General features: G+C 71.1%; 20 protein-coding genes. 14 read left to right on the top strand and 6 right to left on the bottom strand.

Annotated elements, in window-relative coordinates; genetic code table 11:
• The first annotated feature begins 19 nt into the window (after nt 1–19).
• Complete coding sequence (gene hpaD, locus F1615_RS26225) at nt 20–1045, top strand: 3,4-dihydroxyphenylacetate 2,3-dioxygenase (protein ID WP_149551525.1); 1026 nt, start codon at nt 20–22, stop codon at nt 1043–1045.
• Between the two features lie 468 nt (nt 1046–1513).
• Here the strand turns inward: hpaD and F1615_RS26220 are convergent, their stop codons facing one another.
• From F1615_RS26220 to F1615_RS26205, 4 genes are read right to left on the bottom strand one after another with little or no spacing between them, the layout of a single operon-like run.
• Nucleotides 1514–2758, bottom strand: a complete 1245-nt coding sequence (locus tag F1615_RS26220; RefSeq protein ID WP_149551524.1) for a multidrug effflux MFS transporter — start codon at nt 2756–2758, stop codon at nt 1514–1516.
• Between the two features lie 29 nt (nt 2759–2787).
• Entirely contained in the window at nt 2788–3825 is a 1038-nt protein-coding gene (locus F1615_RS26215) for an alpha/beta hydrolase (protein ID WP_149551523.1), read from the bottom strand.
• Nucleotides 3826–3868: 43 nt separating this feature from the next.
• Nucleotides 3869–4831: an aldo/keto reductase gene (locus tag F1615_RS26210; RefSeq protein WP_149551522.1), complete on the bottom strand. Its 963-nt coding sequence runs from the start codon at nt 4829–4831 to the stop codon at nt 3869–3871.
• 26 nt (nt 4832–4857) lie between these two features.
• A complete protein-coding gene (locus tag F1615_RS26205) occupies nt 4858–5967 on the bottom strand; it encodes a zinc-binding dehydrogenase (protein WP_208818412.1) in 1110 nt (369 codons plus the stop codon).
• Between the two features lie 100 nt (nt 5968–6067).
• Here F1615_RS26205 and F1615_RS26200 point away from each other — a divergent pair, with 100 nt between their 5' ends.
• Nucleotides 6068–7471 carry an amidohydrolase gene (locus F1615_RS26200; RefSeq protein ID WP_149551521.1) on the top strand — a complete coding sequence of 468 codons (1404 nt, stop codon included), beginning with the start codon at nt 6068–6070 and terminating at the stop codon, nt 7469–7471.
• Nucleotides 7472–7575: 104 nt separating this feature from the next.
• On the opposite strand, the gene F1615_RS26195 is transcribed toward F1615_RS26200, so the two are convergent.
• Complete coding sequence (locus tag F1615_RS26195) at nt 7576–8319, bottom strand: SDR family NAD(P)-dependent oxidoreductase (protein WP_244328855.1); 744 nt, start codon at nt 8317–8319, stop codon at nt 7576–7578.
• A gap of 87 nt (nt 8320–8406) precedes the next feature.
• Between F1615_RS26195 and F1615_RS26190 the strand changes: the two genes are divergently transcribed.
• The 9 genes from F1615_RS26190 (at nt 8407) to F1615_RS26150 (ending at nt 18486) form a co-directional block, all read left to right on the top strand.
• Nucleotides 8407–9375, top strand: coding sequence for an aldo/keto reductase (locus tag F1615_RS26190; protein WP_244328854.1), 969 nt, complete (start codon nt 8407–8409; stop codon nt 9373–9375).
• Nucleotides 9376–9433: 58 nt separating this feature from the next.
• Nucleotides 9434–10423, top strand: a complete 990-nt coding sequence (locus F1615_RS26185; protein ID WP_149551520.1) for a methyltransferase — start codon at nt 9434–9436, stop codon at nt 10421–10423.
• A gap of 270 nt (nt 10424–10693) precedes the next feature.
• Nucleotides 10694–12205: an ABC transporter substrate-binding protein gene (locus F1615_RS26180; RefSeq protein WP_149551519.1), complete on the top strand. Its 1512-nt coding sequence runs from the start codon at nt 10694–10696 to the stop codon at nt 12203–12205.
• Nucleotides 12206–12259: 54 nt separating this feature from the next.
• On the top strand, nt 12260–13201 hold the full coding sequence (locus F1615_RS26175; RefSeq protein WP_149551518.1) for an ABC transporter permease: 942 nt from the start codon (nt 12260–12262) through the stop codon (nt 13199–13201).
• Entirely contained in the window at nt 13198–15000 is a 1803-nt protein-coding gene (locus F1615_RS26170; RefSeq protein WP_149551517.1) for a dipeptide/oligopeptide/nickel ABC transporter permease/ATP-binding protein, read from the top strand. The genes F1615_RS26175 and F1615_RS26170 overlap by 4 nt, the downstream gene beginning before the upstream one ends.
• Nucleotides 14997–15869: an ATP-binding cassette domain-containing protein gene (locus F1615_RS26165; RefSeq protein WP_149551516.1), complete on the top strand. Its 873-nt coding sequence runs from the start codon at nt 14997–14999 to the stop codon at nt 15867–15869. Before F1615_RS26170 ends, F1615_RS26165 begins: the two co-directional genes overlap by 4 nt.
• An 8-nt stretch (nt 15870–15877) precedes the next feature.
• Entirely contained in the window at nt 15878–16468 is a 591-nt protein-coding gene (locus F1615_RS26160; protein ID WP_149551515.1) for a TetR/AcrR family transcriptional regulator, read from the top strand.
• 148 nt (nt 16469–16616) lie between these two features.
• Nucleotides 16617–18065 (top strand): aldehyde dehydrogenase family protein, encoded by a 1449-nt coding sequence (locus tag F1615_RS26155; RefSeq protein WP_208818411.1) that lies wholly within the window; start codon nt 16617–16619, stop codon nt 18063–18065.
• Between the two features lie 37 nt (nt 18066–18102).
• On the top strand, nt 18103–18486 hold the full coding sequence (locus F1615_RS26150) for a nuclear transport factor 2 family protein (RefSeq protein WP_149551514.1): 384 nt from the start codon (nt 18103–18105) through the stop codon (nt 18484–18486).
• A gap of 139 nt (nt 18487–18625) precedes the next feature.
• Here F1615_RS26150 and F1615_RS26145 read toward each other — a convergent pair whose 3' ends face one another.
• Nucleotides 18626–19981, bottom strand: a complete 1356-nt coding sequence (locus F1615_RS26145) for a glutamine synthetase family protein (protein WP_149551513.1) — start codon at nt 19979–19981, stop codon at nt 18626–18628.
• Nucleotides 19982–20602: 621 nt separating this feature from the next.
• On the opposite strand from F1615_RS26145, the gene F1615_RS26140 reads away from it, so the two are divergent.
• Genes F1615_RS26140 through F1615_RS26130 form a run of 3 tightly spaced genes read left to right on the top strand, consistent with a single transcriptional unit; the run spans nt 20603 to nt 23835 of the window.
• On the top strand, nt 20603–21409 hold the full coding sequence (locus F1615_RS26140) for an acetoacetate decarboxylase family protein (RefSeq protein WP_149551512.1): 807 nt from the start codon (nt 20603–20605) through the stop codon (nt 21407–21409).
• A gap of 43 nt (nt 21410–21452) precedes the next feature.
• Nucleotides 21453–22916, top strand: a complete 1464-nt coding sequence (locus F1615_RS26135) for an aldehyde dehydrogenase (RefSeq protein ID WP_149551511.1) — start codon at nt 21453–21455, stop codon at nt 22914–22916.
• Nucleotides 22909–23835, top strand: coding sequence for a 3,4-dihydroxyphenylacetate 2,3-dioxygenase (locus F1615_RS26130; RefSeq protein ID WP_149551510.1), 927 nt, complete (start codon nt 22909–22911; stop codon nt 23833–23835). Before F1615_RS26135 ends, F1615_RS26130 begins: the two co-directional genes overlap by 8 nt.
• Nucleotides 23836–23844: the final 9 nt, after the last annotated feature.

Below are 23844 nucleotides of genomic sequence, written 5' to 3'. Positions count from 1 at the left end.
CGTCAAGGAGACGTTTCCCATGACCACAGCTCCCGACGTCGTCCGCTCCGCCTACGCCCAGCTGGTCGTCACCGACCTGGACAGGGCCCGCTGGTTCTGGGGCGACATGCTCGGCTTCCACGTCCAGTACGACGACAACTCCCTGCTCTGCCTGCGCGGGACCGACGAACTCACCCACCACTCCCTCGTGCTGCGCAAGGGGGAGACCGCGGCGCTCGACCACATCTCCTACCGGGTCCGCACCCCCGAGGACGTCGACCGCGCCGAGCGGTACTTCACCGCGCTCGGCCTTCCCGTCCGCCGCGTCCCCAAGGACTCCGGCACCCCGGGAGTCGGCGACGCCGTCCGCGTCATCGACCCGCTCGGCTTCCCCGTGGAGTTCTTCCACGACATCGAGCGCGCCGAGCGCCTCATCCAGCGCTACGACCTGCGCCGCGGCGCCGAGATCGCCCGCCTGGACCACTTCAACATCTGCACCCCCGACATCCCCGCCGCCTACGACCACTACAAGGCGCTCGGATTCGGCTGCTCGGAGACCATCGAGGGCGACGAGCACGAGCTGTACGCGGCCTGGATGTACCGCAAGCAGACCGTCCACGACGTGGCCTTCACCGCCGGCGCCGGGCCCCAGTTGCACCACGTGGGTGTGGCCACCCACGAGTCGCACCAGGTTCTGCGCACCGCCGACCTTTTCGGGTCACTGCGCCATGAGCACCACATCGAGCGGGGTCCCGGCCGGCACGGCGTCTCGAACGCCTTCTACCTCTACCTGCGCGACCCCGACGGCCACCGCGTGGAGATCTACACCTCCGACTACTACACCGGCGACCCCGACCACGAGACCTACCGGTGGAACGTCCACGACGACCGCCGCCGCGACTTCTGGGGCAACGCCGTCATCGAGTCCTGGTACAAGGAGGCGTCCCCGGTCCTCGACCTCGACGGCCGCCCACAGCCCGTCACCGGACCCGTGCTGGACGAGTCCGCCGTGCAGGTGGGCGCCGACGGTCTGGGGATCGTCGATCCGGGCAGGCAGGACGGCTGACTCACCTCCGGGCGGCGGCCGCGGCCGCCGCCCCGGGGCAGGAGCCGGACCGCACGCGGTCCGGCTCTTCGGCATGCCCGCCGTCCCCGGGCTCCGCCCCGACCCGTACGGGGGACCGCCGTCGCAGGTGGGCGGGCGGCCCGGCGACCGAGGGCGTCGCGCGGGCCGGGACAGGCGCGGAAGGCGGTGGCCCCCCGACCGGCATACCGGATTACGGCCGCTGTGCTCCCGGGTGCCGTTGCCGGCGGGCCCGCCGCGCCGCCACCGTCGTGCACGTGCCCGTGCGCATCCCGTGACAGCGGTGCCGCCGCCGGCCCGTATCACTCCGGGCGGCCGGCCCGCCGCCACACCGCGGGGGCCGGCGGGACGGGAAGGAGCGCGGACGACCACCGGCCGACCGCATGCGGACGCCGCCGTCGGCGAGGGACGCCGACGGCGGTGGACGAACGGTGAGCGCGGCCCGGGTGATCAGTGCGAAGCGCCGTGGTGCTCCCCGGCATCGTCGGCGCGGTGCTCGACGGTGGGTGGATCCCGACGGGCCCGGCGGAGCCGGGGCAGCACAGCGGTCCACACGAGTACGCAGGCGAGGACGGTGGCGACGGCCATGGTGAGGGCCATGGTCAGGTCGGCCGCCCCGCCGAGCGCGACGACGGGCGCGACGATCGGGCCGACGGCGAAGGTCGACATGCCGAGCAGGGCAGCCGCGGTTCCGGCGCGTTCGCCGTGACCCGCGAGCGCGAGGGCCGAGCTGTTCGGACTGATGACGCCGTAGCAGAACAGCACCAGCGCGAGGAGGACGAGCAGGACGGTCAGGCCGAATCCGGCGACGACCGTGCCGAGCAGGGCCAGCGCGGCGACCGCCGTCGCCGTCGTGCCCACGACGTACATGCGGGCGGGACCGGCCCGGCGTACGACGGCCCGGTTGGACAGTGAACCGAGCATCGCGACGACCGCGTTCATCGCGAAGACGGCACTGAAGGCCTGGGGGGTGAGGTGGAAGCCGTCCTGCAGCACGAAGCTGATGGACGCCAGGTAGGTGAAGAACGCCGTGCCGGTACACGCTCCCACCAGCAGGTAGCAGATGAACAGACGGTCGCGCAGAACCGTGCCGAACCGCCGGCCGGTCGCGGCGAACCCGCCCCGGTGCCGCAGCCCGGCCGACAGGGTCTCGGGCAGCAGGGTGCCGGCGACGATCAGCAGGAGAGCGCCCACGCCGGCGAGGACGACGAAGAGACCCCGCCAGTCCATGACGGCAGCGAGCTGCCCGCCGGCCACCGGCGCCAGGATGGGGGCCAGCGCTCCGACGAGCCCGAGCAGGCTGAGCAGCCGGGCGAGCTCGATACCGCTCGCGATGTCCCGGGCGGCGGCGAGCGCGATGACGACGCCCGCCGAGCCGGTGACACCCTGCAGGAACCGGGTCACGAGCAGGATCTCGATGGTGGGGGCGACCGCGCACAGCAGCGAGAACACGGTGAAGAGCGCGATGCCCCACAGCAGCGGCCGCCGCCTGCCCATGCGGTCGCTGAGCGGGCCCGCCACGAGCTGGCCGAACGCGAGTCCGAGCATGCACACCGACATCGACGCCTGAGCGAGGCTGCCACTTGTGTGCAGGTCCTTGGCGAGCTGCGGCAGCAGCGGCATGGACAGGTCCATCGACAGCGGTCCGAACACCTCGAGCGACCCCAGGACGAACGCCGCGCGGCGCGCGCTCATGACACGCGCACCGCGCGGCGTGGACGTCGTCACCGGGACCGGCCGGTGATGCCGAGAACGCGCCGCATCCACGACTCCCGGGCGGCCACGGCGGCTCGGGACACCTCGGCGTCCGGGGAGAACCCCGTGAAGCCGTGATAGCCGCCGGACCAGACGTGCAGTTCGGCCTGGCCGCCGGTGGCCCAGATCCGGGTGGCGTAGTCGACCGCCTCGTCGCGGAACACTTCGGCCGCGCCGACCGCGATGTAGGCGGGAGGCAGTCCGGACAGGTCGCCGGCGCGCGAGGGCGCCGCGTAGGGCGACACGGCGTCGGTACCCCGGTCCGCGCCCAGCAGCGCGTTCCAGCCGGTGTCGTTGTTGTTGCGGTCCCAGATGCCGATGCCGTCGTACTGCCGGCTGGACACCGTGGTGTTGCGGTCGTCGATCATCGGGCAGTCCAGCATCTGTCCGGCCAGGGCGGGGCCGCCGCGGTCGCGGGCCATCAGGGCGACCGCCGCGCTCAGGCCGCCGCCCGCGCTCGCCCCGCCGACGAGGATGCGGGCGGGGTCCACGCCGAGGGCCGCGGCGTTCTCGGCGAACCAGACCAGGCCCGCGTAGCAGTCCTCCGCGGCGTCGGGCGCGGGATGCTCGGGGGCGAGCCGGTACTCGACGCTCACGGCGACGGCGCCGAACGTCAGGACCTCCTCGACGAGACCGGCGATGCCGAAGAACCGGTTGCCGAGCACCATGCCGCCACCGTGGATGCCGTAGATGCCCGGCGCGTCGCGGACACCGCCGCGGGGGCGCAGAACCGTCAGCTCCACGTCCGGCGCGCCCGCCGGGCCCGCCACGGTGACGTGCTCGAACTCCACCGGGCGCTCGCCGATCGCCTCTGTGACGGGGGGCACGATGGTGGCGAAGTACGCGCGGTTGGCGAGGATCGTGTCGGCCCGCAGCGGGATCCGCTCGATGAGATCGCGGCAGGCGGCGAGGCCCGGTTCCAGCTGGGGGTCGTAGGGGACGGGCCGCGGGCGCGGCACGCCCGTCACGGCGCCGGAAGCCGGGGAGTGGTGGGGTGCGGTCGTCATCGGTTGCCCCTGCTGATGTCGGATACGGAGGGAGTGGTCACCGTCAGGGGCCTTCCGGGTCGACGATGCCGCGGTCGCACCAGAAGGGTTCGACGAGAGCCCGCAGTTCCTCGGCCCCGACGCGCTCCACCAGCTCCAGGGCGCCGATGTTCTGCCGGACCTGCTCCAGCCGGGTGGCGCCGACGAGCGTCGTGGTGTTGGCGGGATGGGTGAGCGTGAACGCGATCGCGAGCTGGGCGGGCGTGGTGCCGAGCTTGCCGGCGAGTTCGGTGATGCCCGGGACGGTCGCCACGATCGCGTCGCGGATCGAGCCGGGGTCGCGGCCGATCTCCCGCTCGGGCGAGGTGCGTCCGGCGAGGATGCCGCCCTCCAGCACATCGGACGCCTGCATGCTGAATCCTTCGGCGAACAGCTGGGCGAACGGCTCCCCGTCGGGAATCGAGCGCCGCGCCACGCTGTACTTCAGTTGCGCGATCTGCGGTCCGGGCACTCCCTGTTCGGCGGCGATCCGGCGCAGGGCGTGGATGTTCGCCGCGGACCAGTTGTTCACACCCCAGGCCCGGATCAGTCCGGCGTCCGTCAGGGCGGCGAGGTCGCCGACGAGGTCCTCCAGGCGCACGTCGTCGCGCCGCAGGTCTCCCAGGATCACCAGGTCCGCGTGGTCGAGCCCGGTCCGCAGGAACGCGTTCTTCAGCTGGGGGGCGAAACCCTCCGCGCCGAAGCCCTCGATCCACAGCTTCACCGAGGCCAGGTACGTGTCCCGGGGGGTCCCGGTGGCCCGCATGATCGCGCCCCACAGTACGTCGGTGAAGACGGGAGGCATGCCGGGCATGCCGTAGACACCGACGTCGAACAGGTTGACGCCCTCGTCGAGCGCGTGGCGGACCATGGTGACGGCGTCCGCGAAGTCCATCCGGTCGAAGGTGTGCCACGAGCCGAGGGACAGCACCGACGCCTCGAGTTCGCTGGTGCCGATCCGGCGCCGGGGGAGCGGGTTGGTGGTCACGTGTGTGAGTCCTTTCTCCGGTTCGCTCAGACGAGCCGGGGATCGATGACGGCCTTGATCTCCTCATGCCTGCTCATCGCGGCGATGCGGGCGGAGGCCTCCGACAGGCCGACGGGCTCGCCGAACAGCCGGTCCCAGGGCATGCGGTCGGCGAAGGAGGTGAAGAAGCCGATCGCGTCGTGGTAGTCGGCGATGTCGCCGTTGAGGGAACCGACGATGTTGAGTTCCTTGCCCATCACCGTGCCCAGCGCGAGCGGTTCGGCGACCGGACCGGTGCTGCCCACGACCACGACGCGTCCGCGCTGCGCGGCCATTTCCACGGCCTCCCGGCCGACCGACGGGGCACCGGCGAAGTCGAGCACCAGATCGGCACCGCGGCCGTCGGTGAGCTTCAGCACCTGGGCGACGACGGCTTCGGAGCCGTGGGTGATGTCCACCGTCTCGTCGGCGCCGAACTCGTGGGCCAGGGCCAGTCGCGACGGTGGAGCGCCGACGGTGATCACACTGCCCGCGCCGCTGAGATACGCCACCGCGGTCGCGAAGAGACCGAGCGCCCCCGAACCCTGGATGACGACGCGGGAGCCGGGGCGTACCCCGCCGGCCCGGGAGAACGCCCTCAGCACCGTCTTCGCCGCGCAGCCCGCCATCGCGGCCCAGGTGTCGGGGACCGCGTCGGGCAGCAGCAGTTTGGCCGCCCCGGGCACCACATAGGCGTACTCGCACAGACCCGCCGTGGCGTGGGGAGGGACGTCGGAGCGCTGCAGGAACCCGTAACCCCGCCGCGAACAGGCGACCGGTTCGCGCAGCACCGTGCAGCCGTGGCACGCGCCGCAGGTCGACTCGGACCAGCCGATGCGGTCGCCGACGGAGAGCTCGCGGCCCAGCGCGTCCCGGGTGCCCTCGCCGAGCGCGACGATCTCGCCGACCATCTCGTGGCCGAGCACCATGGGCAGCATCCCGGGGAAGGTCATCCTGCCCGACCAGATCTCGATGTCGGTGCCGCAGAGAGTCGTGCAGACGACGCGTACGAGGGCGGCGCCCGGTTCCGGTTTCGCCGGAAGCGGCAGGTCGGTGAGGTCCAACGCGGCGCCGTGGGTCGTCAGTACGGCGGCTCGTGTCGAGGAGGGAATATCCATCACAACTCCTTCGGATCGAGCGGATCAAGAGCTCGACGATGCGTTAGTCTACGGCTGTCGACTCAAATGTCGAGCCCCCTGAGAGCGACGAGGAGCACCCGTGCGCACAGCCGACAGAGACGCCCGCAATGCACCGGCCGACCTGATCCTGCGAGGCGGTGTCGTGCACACCCTGGCGCCGGGCGGCGGGGGAGGGACCGCCACCGCCGTCGCCCTGCGCGACGGTCTCGTCGCCCGTGTCGGCGACGACCGCGAGGTGCTGACGCTCGCCGGCGCCTCGACCGAGGTCGTCGACCTGGCCGGACGTGCCGTCCTGCCCGGCATCAACGACGCACATCTGCACGCCACCTGGCTGGGAGCCATGTGGCCCGACACCCTCTTCGGCGAGCACGTCGTCCCCGGACCGCCTCCGGAGCGTCCCCTCTCCGACGACGCACAGCGCCGCCGGGCGATCCTGCGCGCCGGGGAACTCGCCGCCTCGCTCGGCATCACCAGCTACACGGAACCGGGCCTCGGCCCGGGTGAGGACCATGGAGCGACCGGCGCCTTCGGCACCTCCGTCGCCGAGCTGTACCGCGAACTCGCCGCCGAGCGGCGGCTGCGGGCCAGGGTCACCGTCCTGTGGCTCTACGGTGAGCTCGACGGACCGAGCGACCTGGAGAACTTCCTGGCCGGCCTCGCCGCCACCGACGGTGCGACGAGCGACCCGCGGTGGCTCCGCTTCGCCGGGGTCAAGATATTCGCCGACGGCATCCCGCCGATGCGGTCGGCCTACACGCACCACTGCTACGCCGACGGAGTCAGGCCCGCGCTTCTCGTGGCGGGCGCCGACGACGCCGAGCGTGAGGCGAACCTGGCCCGGATGATCGTTGCCGCGCACCGTGCGGGCCGGCAGGTGGGGGTGCACGCCACCGGGGACCGCTCCATCGACGTCACGCTCGACGCGATCGAGCAGGCCAGGGCCGAGTACGACGCCGACCTGGGGCACTACATCATCCACGGCGACCTCGTCACCGGGCCGCAGCTGCGCCGGATGGCCGCGCTCGGAGTGGGCCTCGACACCCAGCCGGAGATCGCGCTGCGCACCCGCTCCCTGGTGGACGACGCGCTCGGTCCGGGCTCGGCGGCGGCCGCGTGGCCGTTGCAGGCGGCGTTCGACGCGGGCGTGTCCATGTGCCTGACTTCGGACGCGCCGGTGCTCTCACCGGACTGGCGGCGCCAGATCGCGGCCGCCGACGCGTGGATGGGGCCGGCGGCCGATCCGCGCCCGCGGATGGACCGGCTGCTGCGCTGCTACACGGTGGAGCCCGCCCGTCAGGACCACGCCGCGTCGTGGAAGGGGACGCTCGCCCCGGGGATGGCCGCCGATCTGTGCGTGCTGGCGGCCGATCCGCTTGCCCTGGCTCCCGCCGAACTGCCGGACGTGGACGTGGAACTCACCGTGGTGGACGGCGAGATCGTCTACGAGCGCGAGGCACGGGTGGCGACGGCGGAGACCGCCTGACCCGGCCGGGCGCCGAGAGATTCCAGGGCCTGTGCCGGGGTTCCCGCCATCCCCCCGGAGGGCGGGAACCCCGGGACAGGCCCCGGACGGGCGGCCGGCCGCGGTCAGGTGAGCAGCTGGCCGCCGTCGACCGGCAGGCTGATGCCGGTGATGTGCGCGGCGGTGTCGCCGGCGAGGAAGACGGCCGCCGCGGCGACGTCGTCCACCGCCGCGAGCCTGCGCAGCGGAATGCGGCCTTCCCACGCCTGGCGCTGGGGTGAACCCTCCGGCATGCCGACGGCGATCATCTCGGTGAGGACCGGACCGGGTGCCACGGCGTTGACGCGGATGCCGTGCTCGGCCAGCTCGATCGCGGCCCAGCGGGTGAGGGCGTCCACGGCGGCCTTGCTGCTCTCGTAGCCGCCCATGCCCGGCGTGGGCTGCCTGCCGCCGATCGAGGAGATGTTGACGATCGCCCCGGCGACGCCGGCGTCGACCATCCGGCGGGCCACCTGCTGGGTCATCCGGAACGTGCCGACCACGTTGGTGCGCAGGATGGTGTCCAGGTCGTCGCCGGGCAGGTCCAGGAGTGCGCCGTGGACCGTGAGCAGGCCCGCGTTGTTCACCAGTACCTCGATCGGACCGAACTCCGCCTGTGCCGAGTCGAGTTCGCGGTTGACGGAGGCCGCGTCGGTGATGTCGAGAACCCGGCTGTGGACGCCGAGGGCCTCGGCCGTCTCCCCGACGCGCTGTGCGTCCCGGTCGGCGATCACCACGGTTTCGCCCGCCGCCGCGAAGGCCGCGGCCACCGCCCGGCCGATCCCGCCCGCCCCGCCGGTGACGAGGACGGTGCGTGTGCGCTTCATCATTTCTCCCCTCGCGCCGAGACCTTTGTCACGGCGTCCGCTTTATAGTATACAAGCGTAGACAAAAAAGCCGAGGCTTCGGGAGGAGCTTTGAGCGCTGAACAGTCCGTGCCCCGCCGTCGATTGGGGTCCGGTGGCCCCGAGGTACCGGTGCTGGCACTGGGGTCCTGGAACACCTGGGACCGGATGGATTTCGACGACGCGGTGTCACTGGTCGCGCGGGCCGCCGAGCTCGGCTGCGCCTTCTTCGACGTCGCGCACTACAACATGGGCCCGCACGCGGAGAACGCCCGCACCGACCTGATCTTCGGCCGCGCCGTGCGGGAGGCCGGTCTGGCGCGTGCCGACTGGCAGCTCTGCGGCAAGCTCTGGCTCTGGGACTACCCGGCCACCGGCTTCACCCAGCAGATGGAGACGTCACTGGAGCGGGTCGGAGTCGAGCGCGCCGACATGGTTGTCGTCGGCGACTACTTCGGCGACCTCGATGTCGAGCGGGTCGTCACCGACGTCGCCGAGCAGATCGACGCGGGCCGGTTCACCACCTGGGGCGTGAACAACTGGCGGTACCCCGACCTGCGCGCGGCGATCGACATCGCGCGCGAGCGGAACCTTGTGCCGCCGGCCTTCGCTCAGCTCAAGTACGGCCTGGTCCGCAGGTCGATGGCCGAAGGCCGCTACTACGCCCCGCTCTTCGACTCCGGCGAGCTCGCCCTCCAGGCGTCCGACGTCTTCGAGGGCGGCATCCTGGTCGGCAACCTCCGCCCGGACCGCAAGATCGGTGCCGATGTCGGCGGCATCCGGGAGCGCATCGCCGAGTCCTACGCCGAGGTGCGACGGCTTGCCGACCAGTTCGGCACCACACCCGCGCGGCTGGGCATCGCCTTCTGCCTGGCCAACCCCGCGACCGCGAACGTCCTGGTCGGCGTGTCCAGGCAGGCGCAACTGGAGGACAACGCCGGAGCGGTTGGCCTGCTCGACCGGGTGGGAGCGGCCACGCTACGGCAGGCCGTGACGGACCTGTGGCTCGACCGCGACGTCGCCGCGGACGGCACCTGGTGACCGGGCCGACGCCCGCCACCCCGCTCAACAGTCGTACGACATCACTCAGGAGGACCTCATGACCGTATCCAGCACGTCCGCCACGCCCGACCGGATCGTCGACATCGCGATCGGGTACATGGGCGCCAAGCAGCTCTTCGCCGCCGCGCGCACCGGTGTCTTCCGTGCCCTCGCCGAAGGCGAGCGCGACGTGGCCGGGCTGGCCACGGCGACCGGCCTCAGCGAGCGGATGGCCCGGATCCTCGCCGACGCCATGAACGGACTGGGACTGCTGGAGCGCCGCGACGGCCGCTACCGGCTCGCGCCGGACGCCGCCGCCCACCTGACGGGCGAGGGCGATCTCGATCTGCACCCCTTCCTCGCCTTCCTGAACGAGATCAGTTACGGCCACTGGCTGCAGTTCGACACCACCGTCGACACCACCAAGCCCGGTGAGCTGGACATGAACGAGGAGCGGTGGGGGACGTTCATGGCCGGAGTCATGCGCTACAACGCGCTGCACGCCGCCATGCTCGCCCGGTCCTTCGACTTCGGGCCCTACCGCGACATGCTCGACCTCGGCGGACTCTCGCCGGACTTCGCCATCGCCGCCCTGCGGGCCAGCCCCGGCCTCTCGGCCCGCTTCGTCTTCGACCCGGCCTCCACGGAGTCCGTGGCCGGGGCGCTGGCGGCGGCAGGCCTCACGGACCGGGCCCGGATCGACCCCGCACCGACGGACACGGCCCAGCCGGGCGGCGACCACGACCTCGTCATGGTCAACCACGTGATCCACCGCTTCACCGCCGAGCAGAACCGCGCCATTCTCGCCAACGCCCGCGCCGCGGCCCGCCCCGGCGCGACGCTGCTCCTGCTGGACTTCCTGCTGGACGACGACGACCGGCAGCGACCGATCGACGCACTGCACGCCGGTGAGTACTTCGTCATCGACGGCACGGTCGTCTACCCGGAGTCCGAGGTCACCGCGTGGCTGGAGGCGTCGGGCTGGCGCCGGCGCGAGGTGATCGCGCTCCCGGGAAGCCCTCGGGTCGTGGTTGCCGAGGCGGTCTGACGGACCCTTCTCCGCGCCGGCCGGACCCTTCGGCAGGCCCCGCCGGGACCCTTGGCCCTGCCGCTCGTCAATTGGCTGCGGCGGGGCCATTGCGTTTTTCGCCGACGATCGTAGACTAACGGCCACGACGCGTGAGGTGGCGTGTAGGGAAACTCTTTCCCGCACTCGCTCTCAACCCGTGGGCCGAGGGCTGCGACGGCGAGGCGACAGGCCATTGTCCCCTCGCCGGATCGATCCGGCACCAGCCCCTCTTACTCGAGAGAAGATTCCATGAAGAGAATCTGGCGAGCCAGCCTTGTCGCGGTCGTCGCGCTGGCGATGGCCGCTTGCACGAACACCGCTTCCACTTCAGACAGCGACACCCCCGAGGATATCAAGATCGGTACGCTCCTCGACGTCACCTCCTGGGACCCGGCCCAGGCCGACATCGGCTTCGACGGCCCCTACCTGTCGGCCCTCTACGACCCGCTGATCGCGCTGGACGAGATGTCCCAGCCCGTTCCCGCTCTCGCCGAGTCGTGGACGTACTCCGAGGACCGCCGGACGCTCACCATGGAGCTGCGCTCCGGGGTGAAGTTCAGCGACGGTGAGGTCTTCGACGCCGACGCCGCGGTGCAGAACCTCGAGCACCTCAAGGCCGGAGTCCGGTCCGGGCAGACGTACGCGAACGTCACCGGTATCAAGAAGGTCGACGAGGACACCGTCACCCTCGAGCTCAAGAAGAAGGACGACGCCCTCCTCTACTACATGGGGCTGGGCCGCAGCTGGATGTCCTCGCCGGCCGCGATCAAGGCGAAGTCGCTCGCCACCGAACCCGTCGGCTCGGGTCCCTACACCTACGACAAGGGCAAGTCGTCGCCGGGGTCGGAGTACGTCTTCACCAAGAAGGCCGAGCACTGGGACACGAGGACCTACCCGTTCGGCGCCGTGCATGTGCTGCCGATCGCCGACCCGACCGCGAGCTTCAACGCGATGCTCTCCGGCCAGCTCGACATCGCCTACGCCAACGCCACGGACATCCCCCGGGCCAAGGAGCAGGGCTGGAACGTCGCCTCCGACGTCGCCACCTGGGTGGGCATCCAGTTCACCGACCGCACCGGCAAGGAGCTCGAGCCCCTGGGCGACATCAGGGTGCGGCGGGCCATCAACCACGCCTTCGACGGCGCGGCCATGCTGAAGTCCGTGGGCCAGGGCGCCGGATCGGCGACCAACCAGGTGTTCCCCGTCGGCCGGGGGGTCTACGACCAGTCACTCGACGACCGGTACGCGTTCGACATGGACAAGGCCAGGAAGCTCATGGCCGAGGCCGGCTACCCCGACGGTTTCAAGGTCACGATGCCGATGTCGTCGATCTTCCAGCCGTGGCAGCCGTCCGTCCAGCAGACCCTGGGCAAGCTCGGCATCAAGGTGACGTGGAAGAACCTGTCTCCGGCCGACTACCAGAAGAACGCCGCCACCTACCCCATGTTCGTCGCCGTCCTGGCCATGGACTCCAACCCGGCGGCGTCGGTGGACAGCCAGATCACGTCGCAGCAGTGGTTCAACCCGAACCCCTCGGTCGAGGACTTCCCCACGGTCAAGGAGCTCGTCGGCAAGGTCGCGGCGGCGACGGGCGAGGCGCAGGTCCCCCCGATCCGTGACCTCAACGAAGAAATCATCGAGCAGGCCTGGAACAACGTCTGGTACCAGGCGAACAACACCTACTTCAGCGTCAAGGGCATCGAGGTGACCCCGATCACCGGAATGATGTTCCCGACCCTTCGGTTCATTCAGGCCGGCTAGTACCGGCGGGGCCGCCCGGCAGCCGGGCGGCCCCGCTCCCAGAGGGGCCCTTACATGATCAGATTCACCATCCGGCGACTGTTGTCGGGGATAGTCCTGCTGCTCGTCGTCACCTCCGCCACCTTCTTCCTGGCACACGCGGCCATCGGCGATCCCACCGCCGGCCTGCTCGGCAACAACGCCACCCCGGCTCAGCGGGCGGCGCTGCACGAACGGCTCGGCCTGGACCGGCCGCTCCTCGCGCAGTACTGGGACTGGTTCTCCCACGCGCTCAGCGGCGACTTCGGTACCTCGTGGCGCAACTTCCAGCCGGTCTCGGACCAGATCGCCCTGCGCGTACCGGTCACCCTGTCGGTCGTGGTGAGCGCCACGCTCCTGGCGGCCGTGGCCGGGACCGCCGTCGGTATCGCCACCGGGCTGCGTCCGGGCGGACACCTCGCCCGCGTGCTGAAGCTCGCGTCGGTGGTCCTGTTCGCCCTCCCGGGATTCTGGGTCAGCCTCGTCCTCGTCATGACGTTCGCGGTCCGGCTCAAGTGGTTCCCCGCGGTCGGCTACGTCCCTCTGACCCAGTCCCCCTCCGCGTGGCTGAGCTCCATCACCCTGCCGTCGGTCGCCCTGGCGCTGGCCGCGATCGTGATGATCGCCGAACAGCTCCGCAACGGATTCGTCGAGGTCAACCGACAGGACTTCGTCCGTACCCTCCGGGCCCGCGGGCTGTCCTCGCGCCGCGTGACCCTGCATGTGCTGCGCAACGCCTCGCCCGCCGCGCTTACCGTGCTCGCGGTGATGTTCGTCGGACTGCTCGGCGGTGCGATCGTCGTCGAGATCATCTTCAACCTCCCGGGCATCGGCAGCCTCACCCAGTCGGCCTCCCAGATCGGTGACATCCCCATCCTGCTCGGGCTGACCGCCGTGACGGTCGTCTTCGTCGTCCTCATCAACTTCCTGCTCGACCTCGTGCTCGGGTGGATCAACCCGAAGGTGCGTGAGATATGACCGACGCCGCTCTCCGTGCGCCGGGCGGTCCCGTCCGGGCCGAGCGCGCCCTGTGGCGGCGCTTCCTGCGCCGTCCGCTCGGCGTCACCGCCCTGGCGGTGTTCCTCCTCGTCGTCCTCGTGGGCCTGTTCGCCCCGCTCCTCGCCCCGCACGACCCCAACTTCGTCGACTTCACCCTGACCCAGGCCCCGCCCAGCGCGGAGCACCTGATGGGTGGCGACTCCGCCGGCCGGGACATCGTCAGCCGGCTGCTGTACGGCGCGCGCACGACGGTGTACGGCGCCGCCATCGCCTGCCTGGTGGGGGTCGGGATCGGGGTGCCCGCGGGCGTGGCCGCCGGGTACTTCGGCGGAGCGGCCGACCGGATCTGCTCGTGGATCAGCGACGCCGTCCAGTCCGTGCCCGGCATGATCGTCCTGCTCATCGTCGCCGCGGGCACCGGGGCCGACTTCACGGTGCTCATGGTGACGGTCGGCGCGTTCATGACGCCGGGCTACTACCGGATCTCCCGCTCCCGGGCACTCGCCGTGCGCAGAGAGCCCTACGTCGACGCCGCCCGTGTCGCCGGGCTCACGCACGCCCGGATCCTGCACGCGCACATGCTGCGCGCCGTCCACGCGCCCGTCATCATCCAGTCCGCGCTCACCGCGGGCGTCGCGATGGGCATGCAGACCGGCCTGCAGTTCCTCGGTGTGGGCACCGCGTCGGCCCCCGACTGGGGGCAGATGATGAACGACGGGTTCCGCACCATGGGGACGCACCCGCTGATCCTCCTGTGGCCCTCGCTCGCGCTGGGCATCACCATCGCCGCGCTCGCCTTCATAGGATCGACCCTCGCCGATCTGGTGAGCGTGCGCACCGAGCCGGCCCGCCGACGCCGTACCGCTCCGGCCGGCGGGCATGCGGCGGACGCCGAGACGCCCGCGAGCAGCGGCGCACTGGTCCACACCGTCGAGCAGAGCGTGCTGCGGATCGACAACCTCCGCGTCACCTACGCCACCGCGCACGGCGACAAGGAGGTCGTGCGCGGCGTCTGCCTGGACGTCGCACCCGGTGAAGTGCTCGGCATCGTGGGTGAATCGGGGTCCGGCAAGTCACAGACCATGTTCTCGGCGCTGGACCTGCTCTCGGGGGACGGCCGTACGAGCGCCGACGGCATCTGGATCGGCGGCCGGGAGGCCGGCCGTCTCCCGCGCGCCGAACGGCACGCCCTGCTGGGCACCCGGGTCGGCTACGTGCCCCAGGAGCCGATGAGCAACCTCGACCCCTGCTACACGATCGGCCACCAGCTCGTCGAACCCCTTCGCGCGGTGCACAGGCTGACCAAGGCGCAGGCCCGGGACCGGGCACGCGAGGTTCTCCTGCGGGTCGGCATCACCGACCCCGACCGGGTGATGGCCTCCTACCCGCACCAGGTCTCCGGCGGCATGGCGCAGCGGGTCCTCATCGCGGGCGCGGTGGCGGGCAAGCCGGACCTGCTGGTCGCCGACGAGCCGACCACGGCACTGGACGTCACGGTCCAGGCCGAGGTGCTGGAACTGCTGCGTGAACTGCAGCAGGAGTACGGCATGGCGCTCGTCATCGTCACGCACAACTTCGGTGTGGTCGCCGACATCTGCGACCGGGTCGTGGTCATGAAGGACGGCCGGATCATCGAGTCCGGTACGGTCGGGCAGATCTTCGCCGACCCCGCGGACCCGTACACCGCGGAACTCATCCACGCCTCGCAGGACGACAGCGAGAGCCGCGACGATCTGGACGCGGCGTGGCACGAGGCCGGACAGAAGGTGCACACATGAACAAGGAATCCGCACACGTGACAACGGACTCGCAGGCCGCACCGCTGCTCGAAGTGGCCGACGTCGTGGTGGACTACCGGCGCGGCCGCACCACCTTCCGCGCGCTCAAGGGCGTCTCGATGACCATCGGGGCGGGCGAATGCGTAGGACTCGTCGGGGAGAGCGGATCGGGCAAATCGACGCTCGGCAAGGCCATCCTCGGGCTGGCCGAGGTCGCCTCCGGCAGGATCCGCTTCGCCGGCCGCGACATCACCCACCTCAAGGGAACTGCCCGGCGCCGCCTGGCGGCCGACCTCCAGGTGGTCTTCCAGGACCCCTACGGTTCGCTCGACCCGACGATGACCGTCGGGCAGATCCTCGCCGAGCCCCTTACCGCCTCGGGCACCGGCCGGGCCCAGGCGCGGACGACGGTGGCCGAGATGCTCGACCACGTCCGCCTCCCCGCGGACACCGTGAGGCGCTACCCCAGCGAGTTCTCCGGCGGCCAGCGCCAGCGCATCGCCATCGCCCGCGCGCTGGTGCGCCGCCCACGCCTCATCGTCTGCGACGAACCGGTCAGCGCGCTGGACCTGACCACGCAGGCGGCGGTGATCGACCTGTTCATCGACATCCAGCGGGAGACCGGTGTCTCTTATCTCTTCGTGTCGCACGACCTGGGCGTGGTACGCCGCATCTGCCACCGTGTCTCGGTGATGTACCAGGGAGAATGTGTCGAGACCGGACCGAACGAGACGGTCACGCGCAACCCCGAACACCCTTACACCCAGCGGCTGCTCCTCGCCTCCCCGGTCGCCGACCCGGCCCGGCAGGCCGTGCGCAGACGGAGCTGGCTCGCTCTTCGTGCACCGGCCACAACGCCAGTACCGTAGGGAAGACTATGCCGAAGATTATCGACCACGACCAGCGGCGGCGGGAGATCGTCGCGGTCGCGAAGAAGCTCATCATCCAGGGTGGCTTCGAGGCCGCGACCATGCGCAGCATCGTCGCCGAGGCGGGTTTCGCCAACGGCGCGCTGAAGCGTTACTTCCCCAGCAAGGACAGCATCGTGGCCGCCACGTTCCAGAGCGTGCTCGCGGAGATGAACGAGCAGATGGGTGCGGACGTTCCGTCACGCGACCCGAGGGAAGTGCTGCGCCACGAGCTCGAGGCGACGCTGCCGCTGGACCAGTACCGCATCGACTCCGCCCGTGTGCTGCTCGCACTGTGGGAGCACTCGGTGGCCAACGAGGAACTCGCGACGCTGTACCGCGAGCACCTCCACGACTGGCGCCGGCGGCTCGCCGAACGGCTCGCCGCTGCGCGCGGCAGGGGAGAAGGCGCCGACGCGCCGGCGGTGATCGAGCTCGCGGGGGAGATCATCAGCGTGTCCATCGGGGCCAATGTCACCTCCCTGATGTTCCCGGACGGCGCGCTGATCCCGGAGTACCGCGCCTACGTCGACCGGGTGATGCGGAACCTCGACGACTGATCCGTTTCACCGGGCAGTCCCCGGGGCGTGCCCGCGTGGCCGCGCCCCTTTCACCCATGCCCGTCCGGGCCGTCGACCCATGCCTGTTCCGGGTCCCTGACCATGTCCGTTCCGGGCCATGACGAAGATTCGAAAGAAGGATCCTCCCATGCATGTGCGAGGCCGGCTTTTCATCGGAGGTGAGTGGACCGACGCCGCGGACGGGGCGGAGTTCACCACCCGTGACCCCGCCACCGGGGAGGTCCTCGGGATCTGTGTCCAGGCCGGACAGGCGGAGGCCGACGCCGCGGTCGACGCGGCACGGCGGGCGCTGCGCGACCCTGCGTGGGCCGGGCTGCCCGCGGCGGAGCGTGCCCGGCTGCTGTGGCGGGTCGCCGACCTGATCGAGCGCGACGCCGCGGAACTCGCGGAGCTGGAGACCCGTGACCAGGGGCAGCCTCACGAGGTGGCCCGCGGGGTCAGTGTCGCGGGGGCCGCGGAGCACTTTCGCTACTACGCGGGCTGGGTCACGAAGATCGAGGGAGCGGTCAGCCCGGTCTCCTTCCCCGGCACGCTGCACTTCACCCGCCGTGAACCGGTGGGGGTGTGCGCGCTCATCACCCCCTGGAACTTCCCGCTGATGATCGCGGCGTGGAAACTGGCCCCGGCCCTGGCCTGCGGCAACACCGTGGTAGTCAAGCCGGCCGAGCAGACTCCGCTGACCACCTGGCACCTCGTGCGGCTGTGCGAGGAAGCCGGCTTCCCCCCGGGTGTGGTCAACCTGCTCACCGGCGGGCCCGCGACCGGCCGGGCCCTCGTGGAACACCCGCGGGTGGACAAGGTCTCCTTCACCGGTTCCACCGAGGTGGGACAGCAGATCGTCCGGGCGTCGTCGAACGATCTGAAGCGGGTCACCCTGGAACTGGGCGGCAAGGCACCCAGCATCATCGCCCGGGACGCCGACATCGATGCCGCCGTTGAGGGCAATGTGCGGGGAGCGCTGCTCAACAGCGGGCAGGTCTGCGCCGCCTACTCCCGCTTCTACGTGGACCGCCACCGGGCGGAGGAGTTCACCGAGAAGCTCGCGGCCGCGGTCGCCGCCCTGCGCCTGGGCCCCGGCCTGTCCCCGGACACCCAGATGGGGCCGCTGGTGACCGACGAGCACCTGCGTCGGGTGGACGCCCTGGTGAAGCAGGGCACCGCCGAGGGAGCCCAGCTGGTCACCGGAGGAGCGCGCGCCGACGGCCCTCTGCAACACGGGAACTTCTACCGGCCCACCGTCTTCTCCGGCGTGCGTGACGACATGACCATCGCCCGGCAGGAGGTCTTCGGTCCCGTGCTGCCCGTGCTCACCTACGAGGACGAGGACGAACTGGCGGCGCGGGCCAACGACACCCGGTACGGTCTGGCCGCCGCGGTCTGGACCCGGGACCTGTCCACCGCCCACCGGCTCGCGGCGGACATCCGCGCGGGCGCGGTGTTCGTCAACATGCCGCCGGTCCCCGACCCGGCGGCGCCCTGGGGAGGGTTCGGGGCCAGCGGCTGGGGGCGGGAGATGGGCTCCTACGCGCTGGACGTGTTCACCGAGACCAAGGGCGTGTGGATACACCACGGGTGACACGCCCCGCCCCGAAACGACCTGAGAGGAAACGCAGATGAGTGAGCGCATCGCAGCACACGACGGCGTTCGATCCGCTGTGGAAGCCTATGTGGCGGCGGTGAGTGCCGGAAACCCGGAGGCCGTCCGCGCCGCCTTCCGTCCGGACGCGCACATGTGGGGCTACCTCGGACGGCAGTTCGTCTCCGCGCCGATCGAGGCGTTCTGCGACGTGGTCGCGGCCGATTCCCGCACGGACGAGTGGACCCCGGCGTACACGTACACCATCCGCTCGGTCGAGGTGAGCGGCGAGGTCGCGGTCGCCGTGCTCGACGAGTCGGGCTATCAGGGCCATGACTTCACCAACCACTTCTCCCTGGTCCGGGAGGACGGAGTGTGGCGGATCGCCGGCAAGACGTTCTTCCGCCGGGACCCGGACTGAGCCCTTGCCGCACGGCCGGCGAGTACGCCCCCGGTCCCCGCCGTACGACCGGCAGGGAGCGGGGGCGTCAGTGGCTGTTCGCTTACGGCGCCGGTTCACGGACCTGGCGGCCGTGGCCGGGGGGCGGGTCTGTCCGGAGTCACAGGTGGTACGCGTACTCGGTGAACTCCCAGTCGGTGACGTGCCGGTGGAAGCGTGCGACCTCGTCGCGCTTGTACGTGAGGTAGGAAGTGGTGAAGTCCTTGCCGAGCACCTCGGTCAGTGCCGTGTCCGCCTCCAGCTCGTCGAGGGCGGTGGGCAGAGACATCGGCAGCACGGCCGCCTTCGCGGCGTCGTAGCCGTACCCCTCCAGCGGAGCGGATGGCTCCGCGCCGGCCAGTACGCCCAGCAGTGCCGCCGCGACCGTTCCGGCGATCAGCAGGTAGGGGTTGGAGCTCGCGTCGCCCAGGCGCAGTTCGAAGCGGGTGCCGGAGCCGCGCTCGGGAGGGATCCGGACCATCGCACTGCGGTTGTCCAGACCCCAGTCGATCAGCCAGGGCGCGAGGCTGTCGGGGCCGAACCGCTTGTAGGAGTTGACCGTGGGATTGGCCAGCGCGGTGAGCGCCGGCGCGTGGGCGAGGACACCGGCCAGCGCATGGCGTGCGGTGGCGGACAGGCCGTACGGCGCCGCGGTGTCGGCGAAGGCGTTGCCGCCGTCGTCGTCCAGGCAGGACAGGTGGAGGTGGAAGCCGGATCCGCCCGCGTCGTTGAAGGGCTTGGCCATGAAGGTGGCCAGGCGGCCCTCCTTGCGGGCCAGTTCCTTGACCGCCGCCTTGAAGCGGAAGGCGCGGTCGGCGGCCTTCATGGCGTCCGAGTGGGTCAGGTTGATCTCGAACTGGGAGCCGTCGAACTCGTGATTGCCGCTGCTGACGCCGATGTTCAGGTCGCGCAGGTGGCGCAGGGTGCGCAGGAGGTGGTTGTCGCCGTCCGCGCGCAGGCCGGCGGTGTACACGACGCCTTCGGCGTCGCTGTAGCGGCGCCAGCCCTGCGGGCTGTCGGGGGCCGCGTCGCACAGGAAGTACTCCAGCTCCGGGCCCACCACGGGACTCAGGCCGTGCTCGCGGCACCGGTCGAGGACGGCGCGCAGCAGGTCGCGGGGGGACTCCGGGGCGGGCAGTCCGGTGGCCGGGTCGGTGACGTCACCCAGGCAGGTGGCGACTCCGGGCTCCCACGGCAGGGCGGTCAGGGTGTCGAGGTCGGGGGTGACACGGATGTCGGGCATGCCGGCGTCGAGGCCGCCGGGGACGGGCACGGTGTCGCCCTGGGGGCTGGTGTGGTACACGGCGCGGCAGAAGGCGAGGCCGTGGTCGCAGGCCGCGGGCAGGTGCTCCAGCAGGACGTCCCGGGCCCGATCGGTGCCGATGAGGTCGGGATAGGTCACCCGGACCACGTCGATGCCCTCGGAGGCCAGCCGCTCCATCTGGCGGCGAACGGGTGGGGTGGTGGATGCGCTCACCGGTGTCTCCTCAGGGGAAGGGGCGCGTCCCAGGGCTCAGGAGGGCGCTGGGGGAGAGGGAGAAAGGCGGCTTCGGACTGCGAGAGAGCAGGAGGCGCGCACTTGTCTCGGTCAAACCGTAGGGATGGCCGCCGACTTCCCGCAAGGGGCCCGTGCAAGAAATTTATCCATCCGGATAGCTATTGACCGGACGTCCACCGCTTCCTATGTTGTTTGGAGTCAAACGAGTTGGTCCGGTGTCAGCCGTACCCCTTCGGCCGGGCCCTGCCCCAGCGACGCCGTCGGTCAGGGGCTTGCTCCCTTCTTCCCTCTCCGACGCTCCCCCAGTACCAGAAGGAACGGCCGTGAAGGTCGCCGTCGACATGTACAAGTGCCAGAATCCCGGAGCCATTTCGGCCGACGTCGTGTTCACCGGCCGTCTTACCGGTATCAAGGCCGATCCCGCGGCGTTCGCGCCGCTGCCGACTGCCCGGAGCGACCGGCACGACGTCCCGCTCCGGTCCTTCGGCGTCCCCGTCCTCGGTGAGGAGGCCGCGCGTCCTGGCCGGCCACCGCACCGAACCGCGCAGGCGGTTCGACCCGCCCCCCGACCGCTCCGTGCAACCGCCTAAGGAACCTCCAGTGACCACTGTCCGCGGATACTTCCACCCGAAAACGGCGACGGGTGCCTCGTCGCTGATCCCCTCGCCGCCATGGCGCTACTCCGGCGACCTGCTCACCATCGAGTACCGCACCGACCCGGCCCGCGTGCGCGAGCTGCTGCCCGAGCCGCTTCAGCTCGCCGACGAGGACCCCGGCGCGGTCGCGCTGATCTGGGCGGACTGGCAGTCCTGCTCCGCCTCGGGAGAGGAACTGCTCGACCCGGTGCTCGCCCAGTACAAGGAGGCCTTCGCGGTCGTCCGCTGCAAGTACCGGGAACAGACCTACACCCGATGCGTCCACATCTGGGTCGACAAGGACTTCGCCATCGCCCGCGGACTGCACCAGGGCTACCCGAAGAAGCTCGGCTCCATCCACCAGACGCGCCCGCACCCCTACGGGCCCGCGCCGCGCATCGAGGCCCGCGCCCGCTTCGGCGCCACCCTCGCCGCCGCCGACCGGCGCCTCGCCCAGGCCGTCGTCACCCTGCGGGAGCCCTCGCAGACCAACGGCTTCGTCAACGGCCACCCCATGGCCCACCACCGCTGGCTGCCCTCCATCGAGAAGGGCAAGGGCCTGGCGCTCGACGAACTGATCGAGTCCGGCGCCGCCTCGTTCGAGGGCGGCCGGCCCTGGGTGGGCGACGCCGAACTGGAGCTGTTCGAGGCACCCACGGAGGAACTGGCCCGGCTGGAGGTCCGCGAGCCGATCGCCGCCTACTACCGGCAGGTCGGCGTGGTGTGGGACGGCGGCCGGCTGCTGGAGTCGAACACCTCCGGTGCCCAGTGACCGCGCCGCACCGTGCCGCACCGACCGTCAGGAGCCAGAGGACATGAGCGAACACCTCACCACCGTCGCCGGAGTCACCATCGACACCCGGCACTTCATCGGCGGCGAACGCGTCGCCTCCACCGAAACCTTCACCGACGTGTCACCCATCGACGGCAGCAGCCTCGGTGAGATCTCCCGGGGAACCGCGATGGAGGGCGCCGCGGCCGTCGCCGCCGCCAAGGCCGCCTTCCCCGGCTGGGCCGCCACCCCACCCGCCGAGCGTGCCCGCATCCTGCGCGCCGTCGCCGACGGCGTCGACGAACGCGCCGAAGAACTCGCCATCGTCGAGACCAACGACAACGGCGCCCTCCTGCGCTCGCACCGCCGCGGCATCATGCCCCGCGTCGCGCACAACTTCCGCTTCTTCGCCGACTGGCTGCTGAAACTGGACCACGAGGACTTCACCACCCGCGGCCACACCAACCATGTCTCCTGGGACCCGGCCGGCCCCTGCGTGCTGATCACCCCCTGGAACGCCCCCCTGATGCTCGCGACCTGGAAGGTCGCCCCGGCGCTCGCCGCCGGCAACACCGTCGTCCTCAAGCCCGCCGAGTGGTCACCGCTGACCGCCTCGCTGCTCGCCGACATAGCCGCCGGGGCCGGACTCCCCGCCGGCGTTCTCAACGTCGTCCAGGGCTACGGCTCCGAGATCGGCGACGCCCTCACCGCACACCCCGACGTGCGCCGTATCAGCTTCACCGGGTCCGTGCCCACCGCCCGCCACATCGCCGCGTCCGCCGCCGCCCACCTCACCCCGCTCAGCCTCGAACTCGGCGGGAAGTCCCCGCTGCTGGTCTTCGCCGACGCGGACCTGGATCTCGCCGTCGACCTCGCCGTCGAGCAGTACGACAACGCCGGACAGGTGTGCCTGGCGGCCACGCGCATCCTTGTGGAGGAGACCGTCGCCGCTGAGTTCACCCGCCGGTTCACCGACAAGGCGTCCCGGCTCCGGCAGGGTGACCCGCGCGACGAGGCCACCGACATCGGTCCCACCATCCATCCCCGTCAGCTGGAGAAGATCGACGGGTTCGTGCAGCGGGCGCTCGCGGCCGGTGCCCGCGCGGTCGTCGGCGGTCGTCGCGGCGAGGGCCACTACTACGCTCCCACGCTGCTCACCGACGTCGCCCAGGACTCCGAGATCGTTCAGGAGGAGGTCTTCGGTCCTGTTCTGACACTCCAGACATTCACGGACGAGGACGAGGCCGTCCGCCTCGCCAACGGCACCCGTTTCGGCCTGGCCGCCACCGTCGCCACCGGTGACCCCGAGCGCGCCGAACGTGTCACCGCGCGGCTGGTCGCGGGCACCGTCTGGGTCAACTGCTTCTTCGTCCGCGACCTCCAGGCTCCGTTCGGCGGCTCCCGCCAGTCCGGCGTCGGACGCGAGGGCGGCAACTGGAGCTTCGACTTCTACTGCGACGTCAAGAACACCGTCACCGCGCCGAAGGGATGGAAGGTCCATGGGTGAGATTGTCGGGGCGGGCCTGCTCGCCCACGTCCCCACCATCGTGCTCCCCGAGAACACCCGGCTGGAGCTCAACGACGGCAAGGAGATCACCCTCGTCACCGGCCTCCGCCGGCTGCGCCAGGACGTCTTCGAACGCGACGACTACGACACCGTTGTCGTCCTGGACTCCCACTGGGCCACCACCGTCGAGTTCGTCGTCACCGCGCAGGACCGCCGGGCCGGCCTGTTCACCTCCGAGGAACTGCCGCGCGGCATGTGCCGCATGCCCTACGACTTCCCCGGCGACCCGGAACTCGCCCACAGCATCGCCGCGTTCGCCGACCGGCACGGCACTTGGATCACCCCCATCGACGACGCGTACCTGCCGGTCTACTACGCCACCACCAACCTGTGGACGTATCTCGGCCAGGGCCTGCCCGACAAACGCTGGGTCACCATCGGCGTCTGCCAGACCGGCGACATGGAGGACCACCTGCGCCTCGGCCGGGCCCTCGCCGACGGCATCGCCGCCACCCCCGGCCGCCGCGTCCTGCTGATCGCCTCCGGTGCCCTGTCGCACACCTTCTGGCCGCTGCGCGAACTGCGCGACCACGAGGCCAGCGACCCGGTGCACATCTTCACCCCCGAGGCACGGGCGGCCGACGAGGAGCGCATCGCCTGGTTCAAGGAGGGCCGCCACGACCGGGTCCTCGACACCATGGACGAGTTCTGGACGTACAAGCCCGAGGCGAAGTTCTTCCACTACCTGATGATGGCCGGAGCCCTCGGCGAGCGGGCGTGCACCGCGAAGGGCCGCCAGTACGGGGAGTACGAGAACTCCGTCGGCACCGGCCAGGTGCTGCTCTGGTTCGACCGCCCCGCCGACGGCTGGACCGGCACCGGCCTGCCCACACCCAGTACCCCGCACAGCCACGTCTGAGGAGTTCCG

Origin of the sequence: Streptomyces marokkonensis (assembly GCF_008312835.1) — a bacterium.
GTDB lineage: Bacteria > Actinomycetota > Actinomycetes > Streptomycetales > Streptomycetaceae > Streptomyces > Streptomyces marokkonensis_A.
The sequence above is the reverse complement of the archived record's forward strand: the minus strand, read 5'-3'. Positions and strand labels throughout refer to the sequence as shown.

What these genes read in the sequence shown, in the direction of transcription:
- hpaD (WP_149551525.1), top strand. Translation starts at nt 20, where the DNA reads ATGACCACAGCTCCCGACGTCGTCCGCTCCGCCTACGCCCAGCTGGTC.
- F1615_RS26215 (WP_149551523.1), bottom strand. Translation starts at nt 3,825, where the DNA reads ATGACGACCGCACCCCACCACTCCCCGGCTTCCGGCGCCGTGACGGGC.
- F1615_RS26180 (WP_149551519.1), top strand. Translation starts at nt 10,694, where the DNA reads ATGAAGAGAATCTGGCGAGCCAGCCTTGTCGCGGTCGTCGCGCTGGCG.
- F1615_RS26170 (WP_149551517.1), top strand. Translation starts at nt 13,198, where the DNA reads ATGACCGACGCCGCTCTCCGTGCGCCGGGCGGTCCCGTCCGGGCCGAG.
- F1615_RS26175 (WP_149551518.1), top strand. Translation starts at nt 12,260, where the DNA reads ATGATCAGATTCACCATCCGGCGACTGTTGTCGGGGATAGTCCTGCTG.
- F1615_RS26150 (WP_149551514.1), top strand. Translation starts at nt 18,103, where the DNA reads ATGAGTGAGCGCATCGCAGCACACGACGGCGTTCGATCCGCTGTGGAA.
- F1615_RS26130 (WP_149551510.1), top strand. Translation starts at nt 22,909, where the DNA reads ATGGGTGAGATTGTCGGGGCGGGCCTGCTCGCCCACGTCCCCACCATC.
- F1615_RS26185 (WP_149551520.1), top strand. Translation starts at nt 9,434, where the DNA reads ATGACCGTATCCAGCACGTCCGCCACGCCCGACCGGATCGTCGACATC.
- F1615_RS26165 (WP_149551516.1), top strand. Translation starts at nt 14,997, where the DNA reads ATGAACAAGGAATCCGCACACGTGACAACGGACTCGCAGGCCGCACCG.
- F1615_RS26195 (WP_244328855.1), bottom strand. Translation starts at nt 8,319, where the DNA reads ATGATGAAGCGCACACGCACCGTCCTCGTCACCGGCGGGGCGGGCGGG.
- F1615_RS26155 (WP_208818411.1), top strand. Translation starts at nt 16,617, where the DNA reads ATGCATGTGCGAGGCCGGCTTTTCATCGGAGGTGAGTGGACCGACGCC.
- F1615_RS26220 (WP_149551524.1), bottom strand. Translation starts at nt 2,758, where the DNA reads ATGAGCGCGCGCCGCGCGGCGTTCGTCCTGGGGTCGCTCGAGGTGTTC.
- F1615_RS26135 (WP_149551511.1), top strand. Translation starts at nt 21,453, where the DNA reads ATGAGCGAACACCTCACCACCGTCGCCGGAGTCACCATCGACACCCGG.
- F1615_RS26205 (WP_208818412.1), bottom strand. Translation starts at nt 5,967, where the DNA reads ATGGATATTCCCTCCTCGACACGAGCCGCCGTACTGACGACCCACGGC.
- F1615_RS26160 (WP_149551515.1), top strand. Translation starts at nt 15,878, where the DNA reads ATGCCGAAGATTATCGACCACGACCAGCGGCGGCGGGAGATCGTCGCG.